Genomic DNA, 20,022 nt, shown 5'->3' with positions numbered 1-20,022 from the left:
TGCCTTGAGTCCCAGAGCCACCGAGCAAGCCTGGGGAGGGCGAACAACCTGGCAAGCATGGGCCGGTTGTTCGCAGGCCCGGCAGCGCTCTAGCTCATCGGGTCTATGTCGGGTCGGGAGCCTTGGCTCGAGAAGTGGCTTGCAGGCTGAGCTGTCGTTGCAGGGCCTGCTCCAGCTCAAGGATGGCGCATCGCATCCGGTCTTTGTGGGTTTGGAGCCTGTCCTGGGAGAAGTCCTCGTGGCACATGTGTTCGAGTGCCTCGCAGCTGGCTATCAGGGGGGACGCCTGGATGATGCGCGCCGCCCCTTTGATTTTGTGCGCGACATCAATGAAGGCTTGCCGCCCGCTCCCAGGTGGCAGTTCAAGTAGCTCCTCCAGGTCGAGGCGGTTGCTGTTGAGCAGCTCGGCGAGTAGTAGACGCGCACGCTGGGGATCACCTCCTGTGAGTAATTGCAGACCGTCCAGGCTGAAGACCTGATCCTTGCTGATGGGCTCAAGTGCTTCCAGGCGTTGGCTCAGTGTCGTCAGGCTGATGGGTTTGAACAGGCAATCATTCATGCCCGCCTGCAGGCATCGCTGTTTTTCCTCTGGCTGGGCATTGGCGGTGAAACCCAGCACCGCGCAACGTGGGCGCTGTTCTTTCTGCTCGTGGGCACGGAGGGCACGGGTGAGCTCGTAGCCATTCATCAGGGGCATGTTGCAGTCTGCAATCACCAGGTCGAAATGGCCCTCTTTCCAGCTTCGCAAGGCTTCTTCACCGTTGTTGGCCGTGGCCCATTGATGCCCCAGGAAGTCGAGTTGCTGGCACATCAGCAATCGATTGGCGGGATGGTCGTCGACCACCAGCACGTTCAAGCGGGTTGTGGTCCTGGAGATCACCGGTTGCGGGGTATCCCGGGCGACTGCGCCAGGCAGTGCGATCATCGGCAAGCACACCCGGACCTGTGTGCCAGCGCCCGGTTCACTGGTCAACTGCAAGGTCCCGCCCATCATTTCACACAGGCTGCGGCAGATCACCAGGCCCAGGCCTGCGCCACTTCTGGCCCGGTGCCCGGTGTTGTCCACCTGGGCAAAGGGCTCGAACAGCCGACGCTGATCGTCCTCGCTGATGCCGATTCCGCTGTCGCAGACCCATAGCTCCATGAGCCATCGATCGGACTGCAGCGCGGGTTGCAGGTGGACCTTGATGGTGACTTCGCCTTGCTCGGTAAACTTGATGGCATTACTGATGAGGTTGGACAGTATCTGTTTGAGACGCAGCGGATCCGTCATGACATCGGGCAGTTCGTCTGCACCGGGAAACGCCAGGACCAGGCTGAGGTTCTTTTGTCGTGCGAGGCCGTCAAAGACTCGCACGACCGCGTCTAAGGTCTCGCAAAGGTTCACCCGTTCGGGAGAGAGGCTCAGGCGACCGGACTCGATTCGGGCGATGTCGAGGATGTCGCCAATGAGTTCGAGCATGTCCTTGGCCGAGTTGTAGGCCACTTCGATGGCCGGACGATCAAGGTGGTTCTGATCGGCGCGCTTGAGGGTCAGCTCGAGCATGCCGATCACCGCGTTCATCGGTGTGCGGATTTCATGGCTCATGGTGGCGAGGAATGTGCTCTTGGCGCGGTTGGCCTCATCAGCCTGTTCCTTGGCAGACCTGAGCTCATCAAAAAGCTGCCGTCGCTCGCTGATATCGATCCATCCACCGATGATTCCCTGGACGTCACCCGTCGAATCCCGGTAGGGAAGAATCCAGTGGTAGATCGTCAGCTTTTTCTGACCGATGTGCAGGGGGCGATCAAGAATCAGCGGGATGCCTTCGGTCACCACGCGTTGATAATCAGCGTGATATTGCCTGGCTTCAAATACATTGCTCATGGCGCCTTGCATCACGTCTTTGCCGATCACGTCCTCGCGCCTGGCGCTGAAGGCTTGCAGATAGCTGTCGTTGCAACTTTTCAGCAGCCCCTGGCGGTCACGCACATAGATGGGGTGAGGTGTCCCGTTGACCAGCGTCTGCATGAATTCGAACTGGTCGCTGAGTGCACGCTCCGCCTTTTGGCGCTGCTTGATCTGCCTGCGCATATGAGCATTCCAGGCCAGCAACGTCAGTAGCAGCAGGCTGCCGCCGATGACCAGTTGATACAGCAAGCGCTGGTAGGTACGCCAGGTGTTGCCGGAGGTTCCCGTGTAACCACGCCAGCGGCTGTTGATTATCCCCAGTTCATCTGGCGCGATGCTTAACAGGGCTTTGTCGAGGATGGCACTCAGTTCGGGGGCGTCGCGCGCGGTCGCCAGGGAAAACGCAGCCTGTCGAGTGCCAATTGTCGCGCTAATCTGCAGCCGGTCCTCGAACACCTGCGAGTCGACGAAGTAGTTGGCAATCACCAGCGAATTGACTGCGCCCTCTACCTGGCCCTTGGCAAGTAGCTCTACTGTGCTGAAGGTGTCAGGTGTTTCAATCAGATGGATGGTCGGGTGCTCGCGAAGCAGGTAGTCGTGCAATGGATTGCCTTGGGTGATGGCGAGGCTTTTGCCTGCCAGTTGCTCCAGGCTGGTCGGGCTGGAGCCGCTTTTTCGGGTCAGCAAGACAAATGAATTCTCAAGATAGGGCCGGGTGAAGCTCAGGAGGGCTTCACGCTCGGTATTGGGAAGCAGGGCGGCAATCAGGTCGACCCGGTTCTCTTGAACCTGCTTGATCATCTCGCTGTCGCTTCGGCTGCGCTGAATCTCGAAGCGCAAGCCGGTGCGCAGCCTGATCAGTTCGAGCAGGTCGGCGGTAATCCCTCTGAATGTTTCATCGGCGTCAAAGAATGTCAGCGGGGCGAAGGCATCGTTGACGGCTACGCGGACCACCGGATGTTGCGCCAGCCAGCGTTCTTCGCGGCGGGTCAGTTGCAGTTTGTGGTCAGTCAGAAGAATGTCGCTGCCGGCGCTCCAGCGCTTGGCAATGCTTTCCCGTTCGCCCGTGGGCACCGCCTTGAGCACGGCGTTGATGATGTGCAGCAGGTTCTGATTGTCCTTGCGAACGGCAAAGCTGAAACCATAGGCCTCGTGTTTTCCGAAGTTGGCCATTCGCACATTCTTCAGGTAGCCCTTGTTGATCATGTAGTGGGTTGAAATGGTGTCACCCAGAAAGACATCGGCCTGGTCGAAGGCAACCGCATTGATTGCGTTCAGATAGGACGGATAGGGGGTGATGATCGCCTTGGGGTAGAGCGCCTTTACCTCTTCCGGTGGCAGGTAGTGATAGACCATGCTCAAGCGCAGGCCGGCCAAGCCCTCGGTCAACGAACGACTCTCGCTTTCCCGGGTCACCAGGACGGGTTGGTCGATGGCATAGGGGGTGGAGAGTGCGATATTCGAGTACCGGGCCTCGAAACCATTGGCCGTTCCGAGCAGGTCGACCTCGCCATTTTCAAGTGCCTGGATGGCAGCTTCGCGGGATGGGTAGCGACGGACCTTGATGGGCAACCCCAGGGAGGCGGCCAGGATACCGGCGTAGTCGGCGGTAAAACCCTCGTATTCGTGGCCGCTGATCGTCAAGTCAAAAGGGGGGTAGTCGGGGGCCGAACTGCCCAGGACCAGTTCGCGTTGGTTGAGTATCCACTGCCGTTGCGGTTCATCCAGTTGGATGGCCATGTGGCTTGCGGTTGAACGACTGAGCAATGTGTACTGTTCGACTCCGGGTTCGGCGATGGACACTGAGGCATTCAGGTATAAACCTGCGCTCAAATACAATAAATAGTCCTTTAGACACCTTGGCATCCTGTCTCTCACACTAAAGCGTTACGTTTTGCCATCTCGATAAGTTCTACCAGGGACTTGGCCTTGAGCTTCTGCATGAGTCTTTTCTTGTAGGTGCTGACAGTCTTGTTGCTGAGAAACATGCCCTTGGCGATTTCCTTGTTGGTGCGACCCTGGGCGAACAATTGCATCACCATCAGTTCGCGATCATTGACGGACTTGAACAAGTCCAGTTCCGCGCAGAGTGCTTCGTCGTCGCGAGGCGGGTTCAATGCCTGGCTGGGAAAATAGTTGTAACCGGACAACACGGCTTTGATGGCGCTGAGCAGTTCGCTGAGACCTTCCTGTTTGCAGACATAGCCTGACGCACCGGACCCCATGCAGCGGATGGCAAAAAGCGTTGGCGTTTGAGCCGTCAATACCAGTGTTTTCGGGCGGGTGCTCATGGCGTTGAAGCGGGAGAGAATTTCCAGCCCGTCAAGTTTGGGAATGCTGATGTCCAGGATGATCAGGTCAGGCATGCATTCGCGGACCATCTGCATCGCATCGACCCCGTTGTCGGCTTCACCTACTACTTTGTAGTCTTCATGCTCTAGCAACATACGCAATGCAAGGCGAATGACGGGGTGATCGTCGACAATAAAAACTGAGTTCATAATCAAATCCCATGTATGCACAAATAAAGCGAGCACCTTAGCTCAGATATGGGAATCGACGTATGAACGGACGGGGCTGGGGGCGCAATATAAGACTAGTCCTACAATAGAAAGGGCAAGGGATTACATGTCAATTAGGTGGTTGTGGATGAATGAGAGTGTTTAGATAATGTATTAATGAATGTAATCATGGCTGGAAGAGTGCTTGCCTGATTCGCTAATGGCTGATCTTGGCGAGTGAGCAGTGGTGTTGTCTATGTGTCTTGATGTTCTGCGAAATGATTATCATGGTTGATTGATATTGGCGTAATGCAGGGTCAATAAATAAATGAGTTCGGATTGTGTCAATGGTTTTGGCAGTAACCCCAATAAAGGCAGGTGTTGCTCGCAGGCTTGTTTTTTTAGCCTGTCCAGTTCAATTGTATCAAGGCTGCTCAGGATAATGGCCTGTTGGATCAGCCCCTGATGGTTGGCAATAGCAATCAGGTCGAGACCTGGAAGGTCTGGCAGGCATTGGTCGCACAGCAATATCTCGAAGGGTTTATGCCCCTGGTTCATCGCCTGCAATGCGGTGTCAGCACTTTCTGCAGTCGTGATATGGGTGAAGCCATAACTTTCAAGCAAGTATTGGGTTGCCTTGAGTTGAAAGGGGTGGTCCTCCACCAGCATGATGCGAAAATTGTATGAGAACATTTAGCTTACCATGCAAAGTCGCCGACTTCAGGTGAAGGACAGTGGGGGATTGCTTAATCAGGCGCTAATGTTTTTTTGTTGCCGGATATCTGTTTTTCGCAGGGCATCACTCTGTTGTTTCAATATGGAGTCATTGATGTGTGTTTAGAGAGAAAACAGTAAGTTTACTCGACGTAAGATGTAGGGCAGCTCGCTCATTTTGTTGAGCGCTGGACCTGTGTTCAGTCGCACGCCAGATGTCTGGGCGCGACTGAACCGTGGGGCTCAGGGGTGGCGGGAACGTCCGGTCATTTCCAGGGCCATTTCGCTGGCGTAGCTGTCGGTCATGCCGGCAATGAAATCGATCATGCGTAAAAACGACGCGTGCAAAGGACCGTGCGGGTCGGGAGCATTGTTGCCGAGCAGGTCGAGTATGCGACGATTCTTGAATGAGGCCGTACGACCGCCATGCTGCTCCAGCGCGGCCCCGCAAAAGCCGTTCAACAGAATCTCGAGGGTCGTATACGCACCGATTTCATGCAGGGTCTTGCGTTTGTCCTGGAAGATTTTTTTACGCGCCATGTCCTTGGCATTCAGTACGCAACGCTTGGCCGGGCCGTGCATGTGCTCCACCAGATCACCTTGCAAGGTGCCCGCCAGCAGGGCGTCCTGTTGCTCGACGAATGCGCGCGCCGCTGCGTTGGTCAGGTGTTCGATGGCCTTGCCGCGCAGGATCGCCAGTTTGCGTCGGCGCGAGTCGTTGGCACCCAGCAGGCGATAGGTTTCCGGCAAGTCATCACCCACCAGGCCGAGCAACAGCGCCTCTACTTCGGCATATTCCAGCAGCTCCATTTCCAGGCCGTCTTCCAGATCGATCAAGGCATAGCAAATGTCATCCGCAGCCTCCATCAGGTAGACCAGCGGGTGCCTGGCCCAGCGTTGTTCATCCAGTTGTGGCAGGCCCAGTTTCTGGGCAATTTGCTCCAGCAGTGGCAGCTCGCTCTGGTAGCAGCCGAACTTGTGCTTCTTGTAACCCAGCGAATCCGCGTGGCGTGCTGTCCAGGGGTACTTCAGATAGGTGCCCAGCGTCGCGTAGGTCAGCCGGGTGCCGCCATCGAACTGGTGGTATTCCAGTTGTGTCAGGACCCGAAAGCCCTGGGCATTACCCTCGAAATTGAGGAAGTCATCCCGTTCGACTTCGCTCATGGCATCCAGCCAGCCCCTGCCTGCGGCTTGTTGGAACCAGTACCGGATGGCGTCTTCACCGGAGTGACCAAAGGGGGGGTTGCCGATGTCGTGAGCCAGGCAGGCAGATTGCACCACCATCCCCAGATCGCTGGGTTCGCACCAGTCGGGCAGGGCGCCGCGGATGGTTTCACCGACGCGCATGCCCAAGGAACGTCCAACGCAACTGACTTCCAGCGAATGGGTCAGGCGTGTATGGATATGGTCGTTGCTGGTGACCGGGTGAACCTGGGTCTTGCGCCCCAGTCGCCGGAAAGCACCGGAGAAAATGACCCGGTCGTGGTCTTTGTGGAACGGGCTGCGGCCGAGTTCTTCCGGGCTGTGCACCGGCTTCCCGAGGCGTTCACGATTAAGCAGGGTATGCCAATCCAAGGCTGGGCTCTCCGTAGGGTGACTGATGCGTTAGGGTCTGTTGACGTTTGGTGGCGAGCCGCGTTGCTGGGCCAGCGTGGGCGAGGCAAGGCGCGGGATGCCGCCAATGGTTGTTCCCTTGGCAAATCCCGCAACGCAGCCTCGCCCACGTTGGCACGCAACCCGAAGGGACGGGGCCCGCTTGGTGCAGGGCTGCGTTGCTCGGAACTTATTTGGAACAACCAAACCGCGTTCCTCGCGCCTTGCCCTGCACCAAGCGGGCATCCGTCGCGGCCGCCACCAAACGTCAACAGACCCTAGGCTTACTTGAGACGAGCCAGGCGCTCGGTCAGCAGATCAAAGAAGCCCTGGGCGTCACCGCTTTCGACCCAGAACGCATTCTTCGGTGCCTTCAGGCCGTCATACCAGTCAACGATGGTCTGGCCGAAGGTTGGCCCTTCACGGCTGTCGACCACCACGTTGACTGCCCGCCCGCTGAACAGCTCAGGCTTGAGCAGGTAGGCAATGACCGTCGCGTCATGCACCGGGCCACCGGACATGCCGTAGTGCTCCATGTCGCCTTTGACGTATTCGTTGAGGATGTCGCCCACCAGCTTGCTGGCATGATTGTTCAGTGCCGCGATCTGCTTGAGCCGGGCATCGCTGGTGAGGATCTTGTGGGTCACGTCCAGCGGCAGATAGGTCAGCTTCACACCGCTCTTGAGCACCACTTCAGCCGCCTGCGGGTCGGCAAACAGATTGAACTCGGCCACCGGCGTGATATTGCCGCCGTTGAAGTGCGCACCGCCCATGATCACCACCTCCTTGATGCCTTGGGTGATGTCCGGCGCCTGAATAAGCGCCAATGCCAGGTTGGTCTGCGGTCCCAGCATGGCGATGGTGATGCTGTGAGGCCTGGCCGCTCGCAAGGTGTCGATCAGGTAGTTGACGGCATTGCCTTCGGCAAGTCCGGCCTTGGGCTCATGCACCGCGACACCGGACAAGCCTTCCTTGCCATGAATATCCTCGGCATAGATCGGCGTGCGCATCAGCGGCTTCGGCGCACCGGCATAGACCGGCACTTCTTCGCGCCCTGCCCACTCACGGGCCAGCCGCGCATTGCGCGAGGTCTTGCCCAGACGCACGTTACCAGCCACGGTAGTCAGCGCGCGAATGTTCAAGGTCTCCGGCGAAGCCAGTGCAAACAGCAACGCCACCACGTCATCGGCACCAGGGTCGGTATCGATGATCAGGTCAATTTTCTGCGCCGCGTGGGCGCCTGTAGCAGTGAGCAGGGACAAAAGCAGCAGGCTCCGGATCAGGTGAGGCAGTCGTTGAGCATAGCGGTGCATAGTGCACTCCTTGTACGTGGATAGATCCTTTTTTAGGGGGCTAGAACGTCACCCCGGCAACCAGCACGATATTGCAATACGGCTGGCATTCGCCCGTGCGCACTATCGCACGCGCCTGTCGAGTCAGGCACTTGAACTGGTCATGGCTGAGCAACTGTCGAGTACCCAGCACGGCCGTGGCGGTCAACTCGTCGAGGGCTTGCAGCGCAGGCGGCCGCTTGAGCAGGATCTCATCGGCCAGCACGTGGCTTTCCACCTGCATTTCACTCAACACGACACGCAAGGTGCTGACAAAATCCGGAATGCCTTGGGTCAGGGCCAGGTCGATGAATTCGACACCGGGGGGCACCGGTAAGCCTGCATCGCCGATCACGAGCATGTCGCCATGCCCCAGCGACGCGATCAGTCGCGACAGCGCTACATTGAGCAGAGGTGTCTTCTTCATGATGCTTTAAAGGCCTGTACGTCGGACAAAACAGGGATCGAAGGCTGTGCACCCGCCCGCGTCACCGACAGGGCGGCGGCGGTCTGACCGAAGCGAATGGCATCTGCTTCACTTTTGCCGCACGCCAGCGCCGCGGCAAAACCACCGACAAAGGTGTCGCCGGCCGCCGTGGTATCGATGGCCTTGACCCTGGGCGCCGCAAAGTGCTCAAAGCCTTGTCCGTTGGCGAACAGTGAACCCTGGGCACCCAAGGTGATGATGACCTTGCCGGCACCCGCGGCGATCAGTTGTCCGGCGGCCCTTTCGGCGCTTTCCAGGGAGTCCACCGGCAAACCGCTCAGTGCCGAGGCTTCGCTTTCGTTGGGAATCAGGTAGTCAATGCAGGAAAACCAGTCAGCCGGCAACGGGCCGCTGGCCGGTGCCGGGTTGAGGATGACCGTCTTGCCCAGCTCACGCCCGCGCTTGAGGACATATCCGACCGTGTGCATCGGTATTTCCAGCTGACAGACGATCACGTCCGCGGCCGCCAGCACGCTGTCGTAGCCGGCAATCACATCGGGGGTCAGCAAACCGTTGGCGCCCGCGACAATCACAATGGCGTTCTGGCCACTGTCATCGACCACAATCAGCGCCACGCCACTGGACCCTTCGACCGAGGTCAGCGCCCGGCAATCGATCTGTTCAATCTCCAGCGCCGTGCGCAACTGGCCAGCGTAGGCGTCTTCACCAACGCAACCGATCATCGAGACCTGCGCACCGAGCCTGGCCGATGCAACCGCCTGGTTGGCCCCCTTGCCTCCCGACACGGTAGCGAACGACTCGCCAACCAATGTCTCACCGCCACGCGGCAACCTCGGGGCACGGGTCACCAGGTCCATGTTCAGACTGCCTACGACTACTACGCTTGCTGGCATACATCAGTACTCATCAATTCGCTTCAACGGTATTGGTCGAATACACCGGACAACGGTGCAGTCGATTCGCGCATGACAATGCTGGGCATCACGATCCGCTGATCGGTCGCCCGTTCCGGGGTCGCGATCCGTCGCAACAGCACTTCTGCCGCCATTTCACCCAGCTGCAGGATTGACTGGCCCACGGTGGTCAACGCCGGGTAGACATAACGACTCATCTGGATATCGTCAAAACCGATGACCGAGAGCTCGCTGGGCACCCGGATATTGCGCTCGGCCGCCGCGCGCAGCACGCCGATGCCCATCATGTCGTTGCCGGCAAAGATCGCGCTGGGTGGATTGTTCGCCAGTAGCCGCGCGGCCGCGTTGTAGCCACCGGTGCTGGTGAAATCGCTTTCAAGCATCCGCTCGCTCGAGACCTCGACACCCGCCTCTTGCAAGGCCCGGCAGAAACCGGCCTGGCGCATCCGGGCCACACTGGTATGCGCCGGGCCGCCAATACTGGCGATATCGCGATGACCCAGTTCCAGCAAATGCCGGGTCGCCAGGTAAGCGCCGTATTCATGGTCGATGCGCACCAGGTCCGCATTGACCCCTTCCAGGCCACGGTCGACGATCACCATCGGCGTGCGCACCCCCGCCAACCCCTGGGCCAGACTGCTATCGCCGCCGGCCGAAGCCACGATCAACCCGTCGATGCGTTTTTCCAGCAGCACGCGCAAGTAACTGCGCTGCTTGTCTGGGTTGTCATCGGAATTGCAAAGGATCACGCAGTAGCCGTTGCGCTCGCAATAATCCTCGATGCCCCGGGCCAACTCCGCGAAATAGGGGTTGAGGCTGTTAGGCACCAACAGGCCGATGGTCGCGGTATTTTTCGCTTTCAGCGAACGGGCGACCGCGCTAGGCACATAGTCGAGCTGCTCGATGGCGGCCTCGACCTTCAACCGAACCTCTTCACTGACCGGTCGCGTCTTGTTCACCACATGGGACACCGTGGTGTAGGAAATACCCGCGAGCGCCGCCACATCCTTAATCGTTGCCATGGCTCAGCTCCGTCGACTTGCGCGGCGGCTGCGGTAGGTGTCCAGCACCACCGCGACCACGATGACCGCACCGGTGATAATGCGCTTGGTGGGCTCCGTTGCACCGATTTGCGCCAGCCCCGCCGCCAGTACGGAGATGATCAGGACACCGAAGAAGGTGCTGATCACTGAACCGCGACCGCCCATCAGGCTGGTGCCACCGATCACCACCGCAGCGATGACTTGCAGCTCCAGGCCGGAACCGGCATTCGGGTCCGCCGCTTCCAGGCGCGAGATCTGGAACAACGCAGCGACACCGGCCAGCAAGCCCATCAGGCTGAATACCAGAATCTTGTAGGGCTTGGGATTGATGCCCGCCAATCGCACGGCTTCTTCGTTGGTGCCGATCCCGATCAGGTAACGACCAAACACGGTGCGGGTCAACACTGCCTGGGCGATGAAGATGATCATCAGCGCAATCATGAACGAGGGCGAAATGCCAAAGGCGATCGGGTTGGACAACCAGGCGAAGGCATCGCCGATGTAGGCCGTGCGCGAGCCGGTCATCTGGTAGGCAACACCACGGGCCATTTCCAGCACCCCGAGCGACACAATGAACGAGGGAATGCGCCAGGCCACGGTGATCGAGCCGGTAAGGGTCCCGGCCAATGCCGCCGCCGCCATGCCCAGCAGCGCTGCCGGGAGGACGCTCCAGCCCCAGCCGAGAATCGCCACGCTGACAGTCGATGCCGCCAGGGCCAGAACAGAACCCACCGACAGGTCGATGCCGCCGATGATCAGGATGAAGGTCATGCCGACCGCCAGCACCATCAGGTCCGGGATCTGGTTGGCCAGGGTGCTGAAGGTGTCGTAGGAAAGAAAATGGCTGCTCAGGACCGAGAACAGCGCAATCATCGCCAGCAGGGCACCGGCCAGCCCCAGGTAAGTTCCGAGGCCGTAAAAGTTGCCGCTACGGTTGCCGGCGGACAGTGCAGTTGTCATGGGAAATTCCTTGGCGCTGCTTCATTGAGCAACGCATCACGTTGTTGGTAGCCGGCAAACGCAGCGGCAAGCAAGTCATCCTGGGTCCAGCTGTCGCGCTCGAAGGTGTCGATCAGGCGCCCGTCGGACAGCACACCAATACGGTCGCAAATCAGCATCAGCTCGCGCAGGTCACTGGAGACCACCACCAGCGCCTTGCCCTGGCGCGTCAGCGCTGCGAGCAATGCGTAAATATCGAACTTGGCGCCCACATCGATACCGCGAGTCGGCTCGTCGAACAACAACACCGAACACTCGCGCTCAAGCCAGCGACCGATCACGACCTTCTGCTGATTACCGCCCGACAACTCGCTGACCAACTGCCCGGGGCTGGAGCTGCGAATGCGCATGGCGTCGATCTGACGCTGGGCCAGCGCCGCCTCGTCACCCGCGTTGACGATACCGCCCCTGGAAATGCCCGGCATGTTGCCCAAGGCAATGTTGGCGCTGATCGACTGAGTCAACAGCAACCCCTCGCCTTTGCGATCCTCGGTAATCAGCGCGATCCCGTGGCCAACCGCGTCGGCAGGCGAGCGAATGTTCACGACCCGCGCCGGCGAACCCAGCGCCACCGTGCCACTGTCCGCCGCATCCGCGCCGAAAATCAGCCGTAGCAGCTCCGTGCGCCCGGCCCCGATCAAGCCGGAAATCCCGAAAATCTCACCGCTGCGTACCTCGAACGACACATCGCGGACCTTGCCTGAGCGGCTCAGGCCTTTGACGGTCAAGGCGGGTGCACCTATCGTCCGCGGGCCCAGGTCAATGTGCTCTCCCAGCTCGCGCCCCACCATCAGGTTGACCAGTTGCTCGCTGTTGTAATCCGCCATGGGCTCGACACAGACCAGGTTACCGTCACGCAACACCGCAATGCGCTGGGCCACCCTCGCCAGCTCTTCCAGGCGATGGGAAATGTAGATGATCGCCACGCCGCGAGCCTGCAGGCGGGTGATTTGTTCAAACAGCATCTCGACTTCACGGGCGGTCAGCATCGCCGTCGGCTCGTCGAGAATCAGCACATGGCAATCGCCGATCAGGTTGCGGGCAATCTCGACCATTTGTTGATGGCCAATCCCCAGCTCGCCCACCAGCGTGTCCGGATCGATCCCGTCGAGACCAACATGGGCCATGGCTTCGATCGCGGCCTTGCGCAATTGCTTGCGATTGATCCATCCCGCCCTGCCGGGCAGATTGTCGAGAAACAGGTTTTCCGCGACCGACAAGGTTGGCAGCAGATTGAGTTCCTGCATGACCATGCGAATACCCAGCTGTTCCGCCTGGGCCCGACTGGCGGGACGGTAATCGCTTCCCTGGAATTGCATCTGGCCAGTGGTCGGCTCGACCAGCCCACCGATGATTTTCGACAGCGTGCTTTTACCAGCACCGTTCTCACCGGTCAGCGCCAGCACTTCGCCGCGCATCAGCGACAGATCAATGCCGCTCAACACCGGTTGCGCATACGTCTTGCCGATACCGCTGACCGAAAGGACTGCGCTCGGGGCACTTGCTGACATAAGTAACGCTCCATGGGCTCGCCCGGACGGGCGAGCGCCTTTGTACTGTCAGAATGATTATTGGGTGACCAGCTCAACCGGCGTTTCGATAATACCGTGGGTGCCGCTGTCGACTTGTTCGCCCTTGAGTATTTTCAGTGCGGTCTCGATGCCAAACACCGCCTGCCTGGCCGCGAACTGGTCGGCGGTGGCGAGCACACGGCCATCCTTGAGCATTGGCTTGATAGCATTGATGTTGTCGTAGCCGACCACTTGCACCTTGCCTGCCTTGCCCGCCGCACGCACCGCCGAAACAGCGCCGACGGCCATGCTGTCGTTACCCGCCAGCAGCGCCTTGAGTTGCGGGTATTCACTGAGCATCGAGGAGGCAACCTGGTTGCCTTTGTTGATTTCCCAGTCGCCGGATTGCAGCGACACCACCTTGATCTGCGCGGCCTCCATCGCATCCTTGAAGCCTGCGGTACGGGCCTGGGCATTGGTGGTGGTGGAAACACCTTCGATGATGCCGACTTCGTCGCCGGCCTTCAGTTGCCTGGCCAGGTACTCACCCACCAGGCGCGCGCCCTTGCGGTTGTCAGGACCGACGAAGGGCACACTGATGTTTTTGCTTTTGAGCACATCCGGATCGAGCTGGTTATCGATGTTGATGACCGTGATACCGGCATCGACGGCCTTCTTGATGACCGGCACCATCGCTTTCGAATCAGCGGGCGCGATCACCAGCGCATTGACCCTGGAAACGATCATCTGCTCGACAATGCGAATCTGGTTGGCGGTGTCGGTTTCGTCCTTGATCCCGTTGGAGACCAGGTCGAAATCGGCGGGGTGTTCTTTCTGGTAAGCCTTGGCACCATCTTCCATGGTCAGGAAGAATTCGTTGGCCAGGGATTTCATGACCAGTGCGACCTTGGGTTTTTCAGGGGTTTGGGCGAAAGCCGAAGAAAGGGGCAATGCGGTGGAGGCGGCAGCCAGCATAGCGACAGCGAGAAGACGTCCAGCGAATGGCAGCTTCATGGGTTCACTCCGATCTTATGATTATTGTGAGCAACGCTTGCAGTGCGTACGCTTGAAACCCGCTCACCCGTGCCTCAATGGGCGAGAACGAGGGGTGCCGAGCCCATTGAACCTGAGCGCTGGCAGGTCGCGCAAACGTTTGCGTAGGCCGAACTATGAGAACCCTGCGGGTATTTGTCAACGACTGACAGGTCCGCTGTGAGCCCGCCCGCAGGTTACAGGGTGGCGCACGCGCCGCACGATACGCCTCAATGAAGACGGCCTCACTGACGCGCACCGCTCGCGGAGTCAGGCGCTGGTGTTGACCTGCGAACCTACACTTGAACCCGAGCTCAACTCCTTGAGCAACGCCGCCGATACTTGCTGCAACGCTGCGCTGGTGGTGGCGATCCGAGCCTGGACCCCCACCACGACGGTCGCTTTTTGTTCCGGCGTGGGGTAGGACGCTGCCTGTGCAGCCGCCAGTTGCTCCTGTTGCTGCTGCAACAGTTCCTGCAACTCTTTCATGCGCTTGAGCAACGTCTCGACCACCACATTGCCGCTGCCTTGGCTTTCGCTTGCACCCGCACGCTGGTCCGCCTGCAATTGCGCGCCGGGCACTGTCTTGCCAGCCCCCTCCTCCGTCGTACCGAGCGCTTCGCCTGCGGCGTCCGCGGTTGCCTTGCCGAGCGCCTCGACCACCACCAGGGGTTTACCGTTAAAGGTGATCGCGCCACCTGATGGGAAACCGATCGAACCCGTCATAAAAGCTCCTTGGAAAAATAATCCTTCAACGAGCATCGGCCAACATGAGGTTTTCTTTAACCCTGATGCCCCGCCACAAATGCAAGATAAGTCGACGCGCACTGTAGGAATTTTCGGTGATCCGAACACGAATGCACCGCATAGTCGGGATCCCGGACACCGACCTTCTTCATCGCCCTCTTAAAACAAAATTAATTCTATATATATCAATACGTTAAAAGATATTTCATACTCGGCGACGAATGGTACAGATCCTGCTCTTACAGACGGCCCCCGGCATTCAGATCGGCCTGGGGGCGTATCTGGATGAACCTGCAGACGCACCGTCATCACCAAGAGAGAAAATAATGAAATCTGCTTTCAAGACCTTTGTTCCGGGCGCTTTGGCCCTCCTGCTGCTCCTGCCGACCGCACTGCAAGCAAAAGAAGTGGAAAACAAACAAAAGCTGGCCAACGTGGTGATCCTCGCCACCGGCGGCACCATTGCCGGCGCTGGCGCCAGCGCTGCCAACAGCGCTACCTACCAGGCCGCCAAGGTCGGGATCGAACAATTGATCGCCGGCGTCCCTGAACTGAGCCAATTGGCCAACGTTCGCGGCGAACAAGTGATGCAAATCGCCTCCGAGAGCATCACCAACGAAAACCTGCTGCAACTGGGTCGTCGCGTGGCCGAACTGGCCGACAGCAAGGACGTCGATGGCATCGTCATCACCCACGGCACCGACACCCTGGAAGAGACGGCCTACTTCCTGAACCTGGTGGAAAAAACCGACAAGCCAATCATCGTTGTCGGCTCGATGCGTCCAGGCACCGCCATGTCGGCCGACGGCATGCTCAACCTGTACAACGCCGTGGCTGTTGCTGGCAGCAAAGACGCTCGGGGCAAAGGCGTGCTGGTCACCATGAACGACGAGATTCAGTCGGGTCGTGATGTCAGCAAAACGGTCAATATCAAGACCGAAGCGTTCAAGAGCGCCTGGGGCCCGCTGGGCATGGTGGTCGAAGGCAAATCCTACTGGTTCCGCCAGCCGGCCAAGCGCCACACCATGGATTCGGAATTCGACATCAAAAACATCAAGAGCCTGCCTGCCGTCGAAATCGCCTACTCCTACGGTAACGTAAGCGATACCGCCTACAAGGCCCTGGCCCAGTCTGGCGCCAAAGCCATCATCCATGCCGGTACCGGCAATGGTTCTGTGTCGTCGCGCGTCGTTCCAACCCTGCAAGCCTTGCACAAGGATGGCGTGCAGATCATTCGCTCTTCCCACGTCAATGCCGGCGGTTTTGTCCTGCGCAACGCCGAACAGCCAGACGACAAGTACGACTGGGTAGTTGCTCACGACCTGAATCCGCAAAAAGCCCGCATCCTGGCCATGGTCGCTCTGACCAAGACCTCCGACAGCAAAGAGCTGCAACGGATGTTCTGGGAGTACTGAGTGATTGCGTCCGGCCTGATCCGGTCGGACGCTCACCCTCTTCACTCGCCCGCCCGGGCGAGTGATCCTGCCTCGCTTGCCCCCTCCTTCGTCATTTCGACAGAAAACCTGCACCCGATTTGCACCAAACGGAAAAACTCGCTGTCAGAGGATCTTCTTGAATTTTAAGCAGTTGCGAAAATGCCTACAGTTAAATACTGTATGCACGTACAGCTTAATAAGGACTATCCCGTGGCCACGACCTCCTCAGCAACAACCAACCCTCTTGGCTCCTACGAACGACTCGGTTTGCGCGTTCAAAAAATCATCAATTCCCCGACCGCCCAAAAAGCCAAGGCCGCCCTGATCTTCCGCCTCCCCGATGAGCCGGCCGAGGAATGGGAACGCCTGCTTGAGGAGATCGCCGAGAACGACAACGTCACCCTCGCGTATCGCGACGATGGCGGCGTACAGATTTTCTGGGTCGTGCCGAAGGAAGACTGAGTCAATGAGTGTTCGTTGTTTTGCCTTGTTGTTGCTCTTCGTGGCGGCCAGCGCTCACGCGCAGGCGCCACGCACCTTTAACGAGGCCAAGAAGGTCGCCTGGAAGCTCTATGCCCCGCAATCCACGGAGTTCTACTGTGGTTGCAAGTACACGGGCAATCGGGTGGACCTGAAAGCCTGCGGCTACGTACCGCGCAAAAACGCCAGCCGTGCGGCACGCATAGAATGGGAGCACATTGTTCCAGCCTGGCATATCGGCCACCAGCGCCAGTGCTGGCAAGAGGGCGGGCGCAAGAACTGTACCCGCTACGACCCGGCCTACCAGCGTGCAGAGGCCGACCTGCACAACCTGGTTCCCAGCATTGGCGAGGTGAACGGGGACCGCAGCAACTTCAGCTTTGGCTGGCTACCCGTGCAGACCGGCCAGTACGGCTCGTGCCTGACGCAAGTCGATTTCAAGTCAAAGAAAGTCATGCCCCGCCCCTCCATTCGCGGCATGATCGCCCGCACCTACTTCTACATGAGCAAGCAGTATGGTTTACGCCTGTCCAAACAGGACCGGCAACTGTACGAAGCCTGGAACAAGACCTACCCGGTGCAGGCCTGGGAGCAGCAACGCAACCAGACGGTGGCATGTGTCATGGGGCGCGCCAACGAGTTCGTCGGGCCTGTCGACATGAAGCGCTGTGGCTGACAACTCACCCGCCCGACCCTGAAACAGGCGCAACGCTGTTTCAGGGCCGGGCACCGTCACCCCACGCAAAGACGGACGACAATACCGCCCTTCAGGAGGGGGTCACTGAGCGATCGGGTGCTCGACGACCAGCGCCTCGATGTTCTGCTTCTTCGCCTTGATCAGGGCGGCTGTGACGTCAGCCTGCCTGGCCTCAGCTTCAGCCCTTGAATTGAAAGGCCCCACCAGCACTCGCTGTTTGCCTTCCTGCGTGACGACGCTGGAAACAAAGCTATGCTCGATCAACCAGCCGGTGAGATCACTGACAGCTTGAACAGTCTGACCTTGAACCAGGACATCCCATTGCGGCGCAGCGGCCGCTGCCGGTGCAGAAATGAAGGGGGCCCGAGACTTTTTCGGCTCCTCTGCGGCTTGCTGGCCACACCCGACCAGCGCCACTACCGCGATCATCCATATCATTTTGCCCACAGTTTTCCCCTCGGAATGCCAAAACGGAGATTTTATCACTCAAAAATGCCTCGCAACCCAAGCAAACAGGGCATAAAACAACGAGAATGATGGTTGCCGCCTCTGTATAGTCGCACCCCGGGAATTAATGCCGCGTCTGCACGTCAGAAAGAAGCACCCAAACCGCAACACTTCGCACTAATCTATAGGTATCACCGACATCCGCATCGTTTGAGTCAGGTGCCCTAACAAGCTATCAAGGAGAAGATCATGCTGATACTCACCCGCAAAGTCGGTGAAAGCATAAACATCGGTGACGACATTACGATCACCATACTGGGCGTTAGCGGCCAGCAGGTCAGAATTGGCATCAATGCCCCGAAAGACGTCGCGGTGCATCGAGAAGAAATCTACCAGCGCATCCAGGCCGGCCTGACAGCTCCGGACAAACCGCAGACGCCCTGAGCCGCAACTGCAATCAGTAGCCAGCCTGCTTTACCGCCATGGCTGGCTAAAGATTATGCACCTCCCTCCAACCTGCCCCCGTCAGCCAAACGTCACTGCGCGAGCCATACCCGTCGCGGCCACGACCATCAGCACAATCAACAACGCCTCGATATGACTGATACGGGCAAACAGCCGCGTGCGCCCTGCATCGATCGGCCTGTTGCGGCCCAGTGCGATTCGCCATTTGATCAACGCCACCATGGGTGCGATCTCCAGCAGCAGAATCAGGATGAACAGCGTCAGCTTCAGGTGGAACAACGGCTGGTGCAGATAGTAATCCGTACCTTTCTCATAACCGCCAAAAGCACGCATCCCTCCCGTGATCAACAGAATGAGCGCTGATATACCCCAGACATTATCGGCCAGCAATACATGTCGGGCACCGTCACCCTCCGGGGTGACTCGACGAAAAGCCGCTCCCCGCGCCAACACCGCCCAGAGCGCAAGGCCATAGGCCAGAAGATGGACCGCCGCCAGAAACCAGTGAACCCGCATCGATATGCCCTCCATTCAGAGCAACAGAAATTTGCCCCGTCAGTAGTAGCCCACATCACCAGGATTCGCCTGCCCCCTCCCCATCAAACAATGCAACCCAGTACGCTGGAACGCACCTGCCTGGACAGGCAAAAACCGGCAAGCCGGCTAGACTGATGCCTGTCATGCCAAAACCCGGACTCATTGTGAAACCCCTGAAGCCGAGCGCTTGCCGGACCTTGAAAGCGGCGTAGTATCAGGGACAGATAGAGCTCCACCCCATTACAAAATCTCCAGTTTTATCAGAACAATAAAAACAACGCCTGAGGCGAGAGATTGAATGCACTATCTATTGATCACCTGTGCAGCGGCAGCCCTCATCATCTTTTGCGGATCAATGGCCGGCTGGTATCGACACCTGAAAAATGACGAGGCCGAACTGGAGCCGCCCCTCCCCCTCGACCCCAAAATTCGATCACGCCCCCAGATCGACTCACCCTCTGCGCTCCTGCCAGGCAAACACTGACCGAAGAGGCAGGCAGCATTGCTCGCTTGCCGTGCACAGCTCATTGTCTCGGACACACATCGGCATGCGAAGCCGGTTGCTACAGACGCGAATACACTCAAGGGTACTCAGCGTCGACCTGCAGGCTTGAGCAGAAAGGCGAGGCTTGATGTGAGCCCTGCCAACCGCCATACACCAGACCCGATACGAGCGAGGCGGCATGCGTTATCTAGCCATCCTCATCCTGGTCGCTTTAGTCATAATCCTCGGCCTTGCACTGTACGGCTGGTACCGCCATTTGCGAGATGATGAGGACTGACGGCCTGTACATCTCGTCAAGCGCCCATTCATCACACGCTGCGTTACGCGAGGTCGTCACTAAGTGACTGTGATCACCGCCTTTGCCGCCGTACCTGCTCCAGCGCACGCCAAAGGCCCTGCGCCGAGACATGGCCGTGCGAACGGTAGAGATTTCCTCAGCAATATAGAGGCATGCGGACGAGACGATGACGAAGCGCTATCTGGAGGGACACGACAGAAAGAAAGTCGAGTAACTGAGGGGGTGAGCGTCGAGCGGGTATTTTTGAGTGGAGGCTTTGCAAATCGCAGACAACAAAAAAGGGCCCACCTTTCGGTGAGCCCTTCTAGACCGCCCAGCAGAGCGGATTTTGTTTGGTAGGCGCGATTGGACTCGAACCAACGACCCCCACCATGTCAAGGTGGTGCTCTAACCAACTGAGCTACGTGCCTGCTGTGAGGCGGCATTCTACGGA

Annotated in this window: 18 protein-coding genes and 1 tRNA gene; 4 read left to right on the top strand and 15 right to left on the bottom strand. The window is 58.8% G+C overall.

What is annotated here, in order from left to right; translation table 11 throughout:
* Nucleotides 1-103 precede the first annotated feature (103 nt).
* From AC3WQN_RS01390 to AC3WQN_RS01335, 12 genes are all read right to left on the bottom strand, one after another.
* Complete coding sequence (locus AC3WQN_RS01390) at nt 104-3,757, bottom strand: transporter substrate-binding domain-containing protein (protein ID WP_103399073.1); 3,654 nt, start codon at nt 3,755-3,757, stop codon at nt 104-106.
* A gap of 8 nt (nt 3,758-3,765) precedes the next feature.
* The gene (locus tag AC3WQN_RS01385) at nt 3,766-4,392 is read right to left on the bottom strand and encodes a response regulator transcription factor (RefSeq protein ID WP_103399072.1); all 627 of its coding nucleotides are present in this window, start codon (nt 4,390-4,392) and stop codon (nt 3,766-3,768) included.
* Between the two features lie 285 nt (nt 4,393-4,677).
* Nucleotides 4,678-5,085 carry a response regulator gene (locus tag AC3WQN_RS01380; protein WP_103399071.1) on the bottom strand — a complete coding sequence of 136 codons (408 nt, stop codon included), beginning with the start codon at nt 5,083-5,085 and terminating at the stop codon, nt 4,678-4,680.
* Between the two features lie 264 nt (nt 5,086-5,349).
* On the bottom strand, nt 5,350-6,681 hold the full coding sequence (locus AC3WQN_RS01375) for a deoxyguanosinetriphosphate triphosphohydrolase (protein ID WP_095078691.1): 1,332 nt from the start codon (nt 6,679-6,681) through the stop codon (nt 5,350-5,352).
* A 302-nt stretch (nt 6,682-6,983) separates the two neighbouring features.
* Complete coding sequence (locus AC3WQN_RS01370; RefSeq protein ID WP_103401207.1) at nt 6,984-8,012, bottom strand: nucleoside hydrolase; 1,029 nt, start codon at nt 8,010-8,012, stop codon at nt 6,984-6,986.
* A 40-nt stretch (nt 8,013-8,052) separates the two neighbouring features.
* Entirely contained in the window at nt 8,053-8,457 is a 405-nt protein-coding gene (gene rbsD / locus AC3WQN_RS01365) for a D-ribose pyranase (protein ID WP_103401206.1), read from the bottom strand.
* Entirely contained in the window at nt 8,454-9,371 is a 918-nt protein-coding gene (rbsK, locus tag AC3WQN_RS01360; RefSeq protein WP_103401205.1) for a ribokinase, read from the bottom strand. Before rbsK ends, rbsD begins: the two co-directional genes overlap by 4 nt.
* A gap of 23 nt (nt 9,372-9,394) precedes the next feature.
* Nucleotides 9,395-10,414 (bottom strand): LacI family DNA-binding transcriptional regulator, encoded by a 1,020-nt coding sequence (locus tag AC3WQN_RS01355; RefSeq protein ID WP_103401204.1) that lies wholly within the window; start codon nt 10,412-10,414, stop codon nt 9,395-9,397.
* Between the two features lie 3 nt (nt 10,415-10,417).
* Nucleotides 10,418-11,395 (bottom strand): ABC transporter permease, encoded by a 978-nt coding sequence (locus AC3WQN_RS01350; protein WP_103401203.1) that lies wholly within the window; start codon nt 11,393-11,395, stop codon nt 10,418-10,420.
* A complete protein-coding gene (locus AC3WQN_RS01345; protein WP_103401202.1) occupies nt 11,392-12,945 on the bottom strand; it encodes a sugar ABC transporter ATP-binding protein in 1,554 nt (517 codons plus the stop codon). Before AC3WQN_RS01345 ends, AC3WQN_RS01350 begins: the two co-directional genes overlap by 4 nt.
* A gap of 57 nt (nt 12,946-13,002) precedes the next feature.
* Entirely contained in the window at nt 13,003-13,959 is a 957-nt protein-coding gene (locus AC3WQN_RS01340; RefSeq protein WP_103401201.1) for a sugar ABC transporter substrate-binding protein, read from the bottom strand.
* A 288-nt stretch (nt 13,960-14,247) separates the two neighbouring features.
* Nucleotides 14,248-14,703: a hypothetical protein gene (locus tag AC3WQN_RS01335; protein WP_103401200.1), complete on the bottom strand. Its 456-nt coding sequence runs from the start codon at nt 14,701-14,703 to the stop codon at nt 14,248-14,250.
* 347 nt (nt 14,704-15,050) lie between these two features.
* Between AC3WQN_RS01335 and AC3WQN_RS01330 the strand changes: the two genes are divergently transcribed.
* The 3 genes from AC3WQN_RS01330 (at nt 15,051) to AC3WQN_RS01320 (ending at nt 17,316) form a co-directional block, all read left to right on the top strand.
* Nucleotides 15,051-16,139: an asparaginase gene (locus tag AC3WQN_RS01330; RefSeq protein WP_103401199.1), complete on the top strand. Its 1,089-nt coding sequence runs from the start codon at nt 15,051-15,053 to the stop codon at nt 16,137-16,139.
* 180 nt (nt 16,140-16,319) lie between these two features.
* Nucleotides 16,320-16,622 (top strand): DUF1654 domain-containing protein, encoded by a 303-nt coding sequence (locus AC3WQN_RS01325; RefSeq protein WP_103401198.1) that lies wholly within the window; start codon nt 16,320-16,322, stop codon nt 16,620-16,622.
* Nucleotides 16,623-16,626: 4 nt separating this feature from the next.
* Nucleotides 16,627-17,316: an endonuclease gene (locus AC3WQN_RS01320; RefSeq protein ID WP_103401197.1), complete on the top strand. Its 690-nt coding sequence runs from the start codon at nt 16,627-16,629 to the stop codon at nt 17,314-17,316.
* 102 nt (nt 17,317-17,418) lie between these two features.
* On the opposite strand, the gene AC3WQN_RS01315 is transcribed toward AC3WQN_RS01320, so the two are convergent.
* Complete coding sequence (locus tag AC3WQN_RS01315) at nt 17,419-17,784, bottom strand: SPOR domain-containing protein (RefSeq protein WP_103401225.1); 366 nt, start codon at nt 17,782-17,784, stop codon at nt 17,419-17,421.
* A gap of 249 nt (nt 17,785-18,033) precedes the next feature.
* Between AC3WQN_RS01315 and csrA the strand changes: the two genes are divergently transcribed.
* A complete protein-coding gene (gene csrA / locus AC3WQN_RS01310; protein WP_007938114.1) occupies nt 18,034-18,228 on the top strand; it encodes a carbon storage regulator CsrA in 195 nt (64 codons plus the stop codon).
* Nucleotides 18,229-18,309: 81 nt separating this feature from the next.
* Here the strand turns inward: csrA and AC3WQN_RS01305 are convergent, their stop codons facing one another.
* Together AC3WQN_RS01305 and AC3WQN_RS01300 are read right to left on the bottom strand one after the other, a co-directional pair.
* Nucleotides 18,310-18,765 carry a DUF2214 family protein gene (locus AC3WQN_RS01305; protein ID WP_103401196.1) on the bottom strand — a complete coding sequence of 152 codons (456 nt, stop codon included), beginning with the start codon at nt 18,763-18,765 and terminating at the stop codon, nt 18,310-18,312.
* A gap of 1,157 nt (nt 18,766-19,922) precedes the next feature.
* Nucleotides 19,923-19,999: transfer RNA gene (locus AC3WQN_RS01300), tRNA-Val, on the bottom strand.
* Between the last annotated feature and the right edge of the window lie 23 nt (nt 20,000-20,022).

The sequence above is a fragment of the Pseudomonas sp. FW300-N1A1 genome (genome assembly GCF_058789115.1).
This window is presented reverse-complemented; position numbering and strand designations above follow the sequence as displayed.

Bases quoted from the DNA above. Each gene is read 5' to 3' on its own strand.
- AC3WQN_RS01390 (WP_103399073.1), bottom strand. From the start codon at position 3,757: ATGCCAAGGTGTCTAAAGGACTATTTATTGTATTTGAGCGCAGGTTTA.
- AC3WQN_RS01385 (WP_103399072.1), bottom strand. From the start codon at position 4,392: ATGAACTCAGTTTTTATTGTCGACGATCACCCCGTCATTCGCCTTGCA.
- AC3WQN_RS01380 (WP_103399071.1), bottom strand. From the start codon at position 5,085: ATGTTCTCATACAATTTTCGCATCATGCTGGTGGAGGACCACCCCTTT.
- AC3WQN_RS01370 (WP_103401207.1), bottom strand. From the start codon at position 8,012: ATGCACCGCTATGCTCAACGACTGCCTCACCTGATCCGGAGCCTGCTG.
- rbsD (WP_103401206.1), bottom strand. From the start codon at position 8,457: ATGAAGAAGACACCTCTGCTCAATGTAGCGCTGTCGCGACTGATCGCG.
- rbsK (WP_103401205.1), bottom strand. From the start codon at position 9,371: ATGCCAGCAAGCGTAGTAGTCGTAGGCAGTCTGAACATGGACCTGGTG.
- AC3WQN_RS01355 (WP_103401204.1), bottom strand. From the start codon at position 10,414: ATGGCAACGATTAAGGATGTGGCGGCGCTCGCGGGTATTTCCTACACC.
- AC3WQN_RS01350 (WP_103401203.1), bottom strand. From the start codon at position 11,395: ATGACAACTGCACTGTCCGCCGGCAACCGTAGCGGCAACTTTTACGGC.
- AC3WQN_RS01345 (WP_103401202.1), bottom strand. From the start codon at position 12,945: ATGTCAGCAAGTGCCCCGAGCGCAGTCCTTTCGGTCAGCGGTATCGGC.
- AC3WQN_RS01340 (WP_103401201.1), bottom strand. From the start codon at position 13,959: ATGAAGCTGCCATTCGCTGGACGTCTTCTCGCTGTCGCTATGCTGGCT.
- AC3WQN_RS01335 (WP_103401200.1), bottom strand. From the start codon at position 14,703: ATGACGGGTTCGATCGGTTTCCCATCAGGTGGCGCGATCACCTTTAAC.
- AC3WQN_RS01330 (WP_103401199.1), top strand. From the start codon at position 15,051: ATGAAATCTGCTTTCAAGACCTTTGTTCCGGGCGCTTTGGCCCTCCTG.
- AC3WQN_RS01325 (WP_103401198.1), top strand. From the start codon at position 16,320: ATGCCTACAGTTAAATACTGTATGCACGTACAGCTTAATAAGGACTAT.
- AC3WQN_RS01320 (WP_103401197.1), top strand. From the start codon at position 16,627: ATGAGTGTTCGTTGTTTTGCCTTGTTGTTGCTCTTCGTGGCGGCCAGC.
- csrA (WP_007938114.1), top strand. From the start codon at position 18,034: ATGCTGATACTCACCCGCAAAGTCGGTGAAAGCATAAACATCGGTGAC.
- AC3WQN_RS01305 (WP_103401196.1), bottom strand. From the start codon at position 18,765: ATGCGGGTTCACTGGTTTCTGGCGGCGGTCCATCTTCTGGCCTATGGC.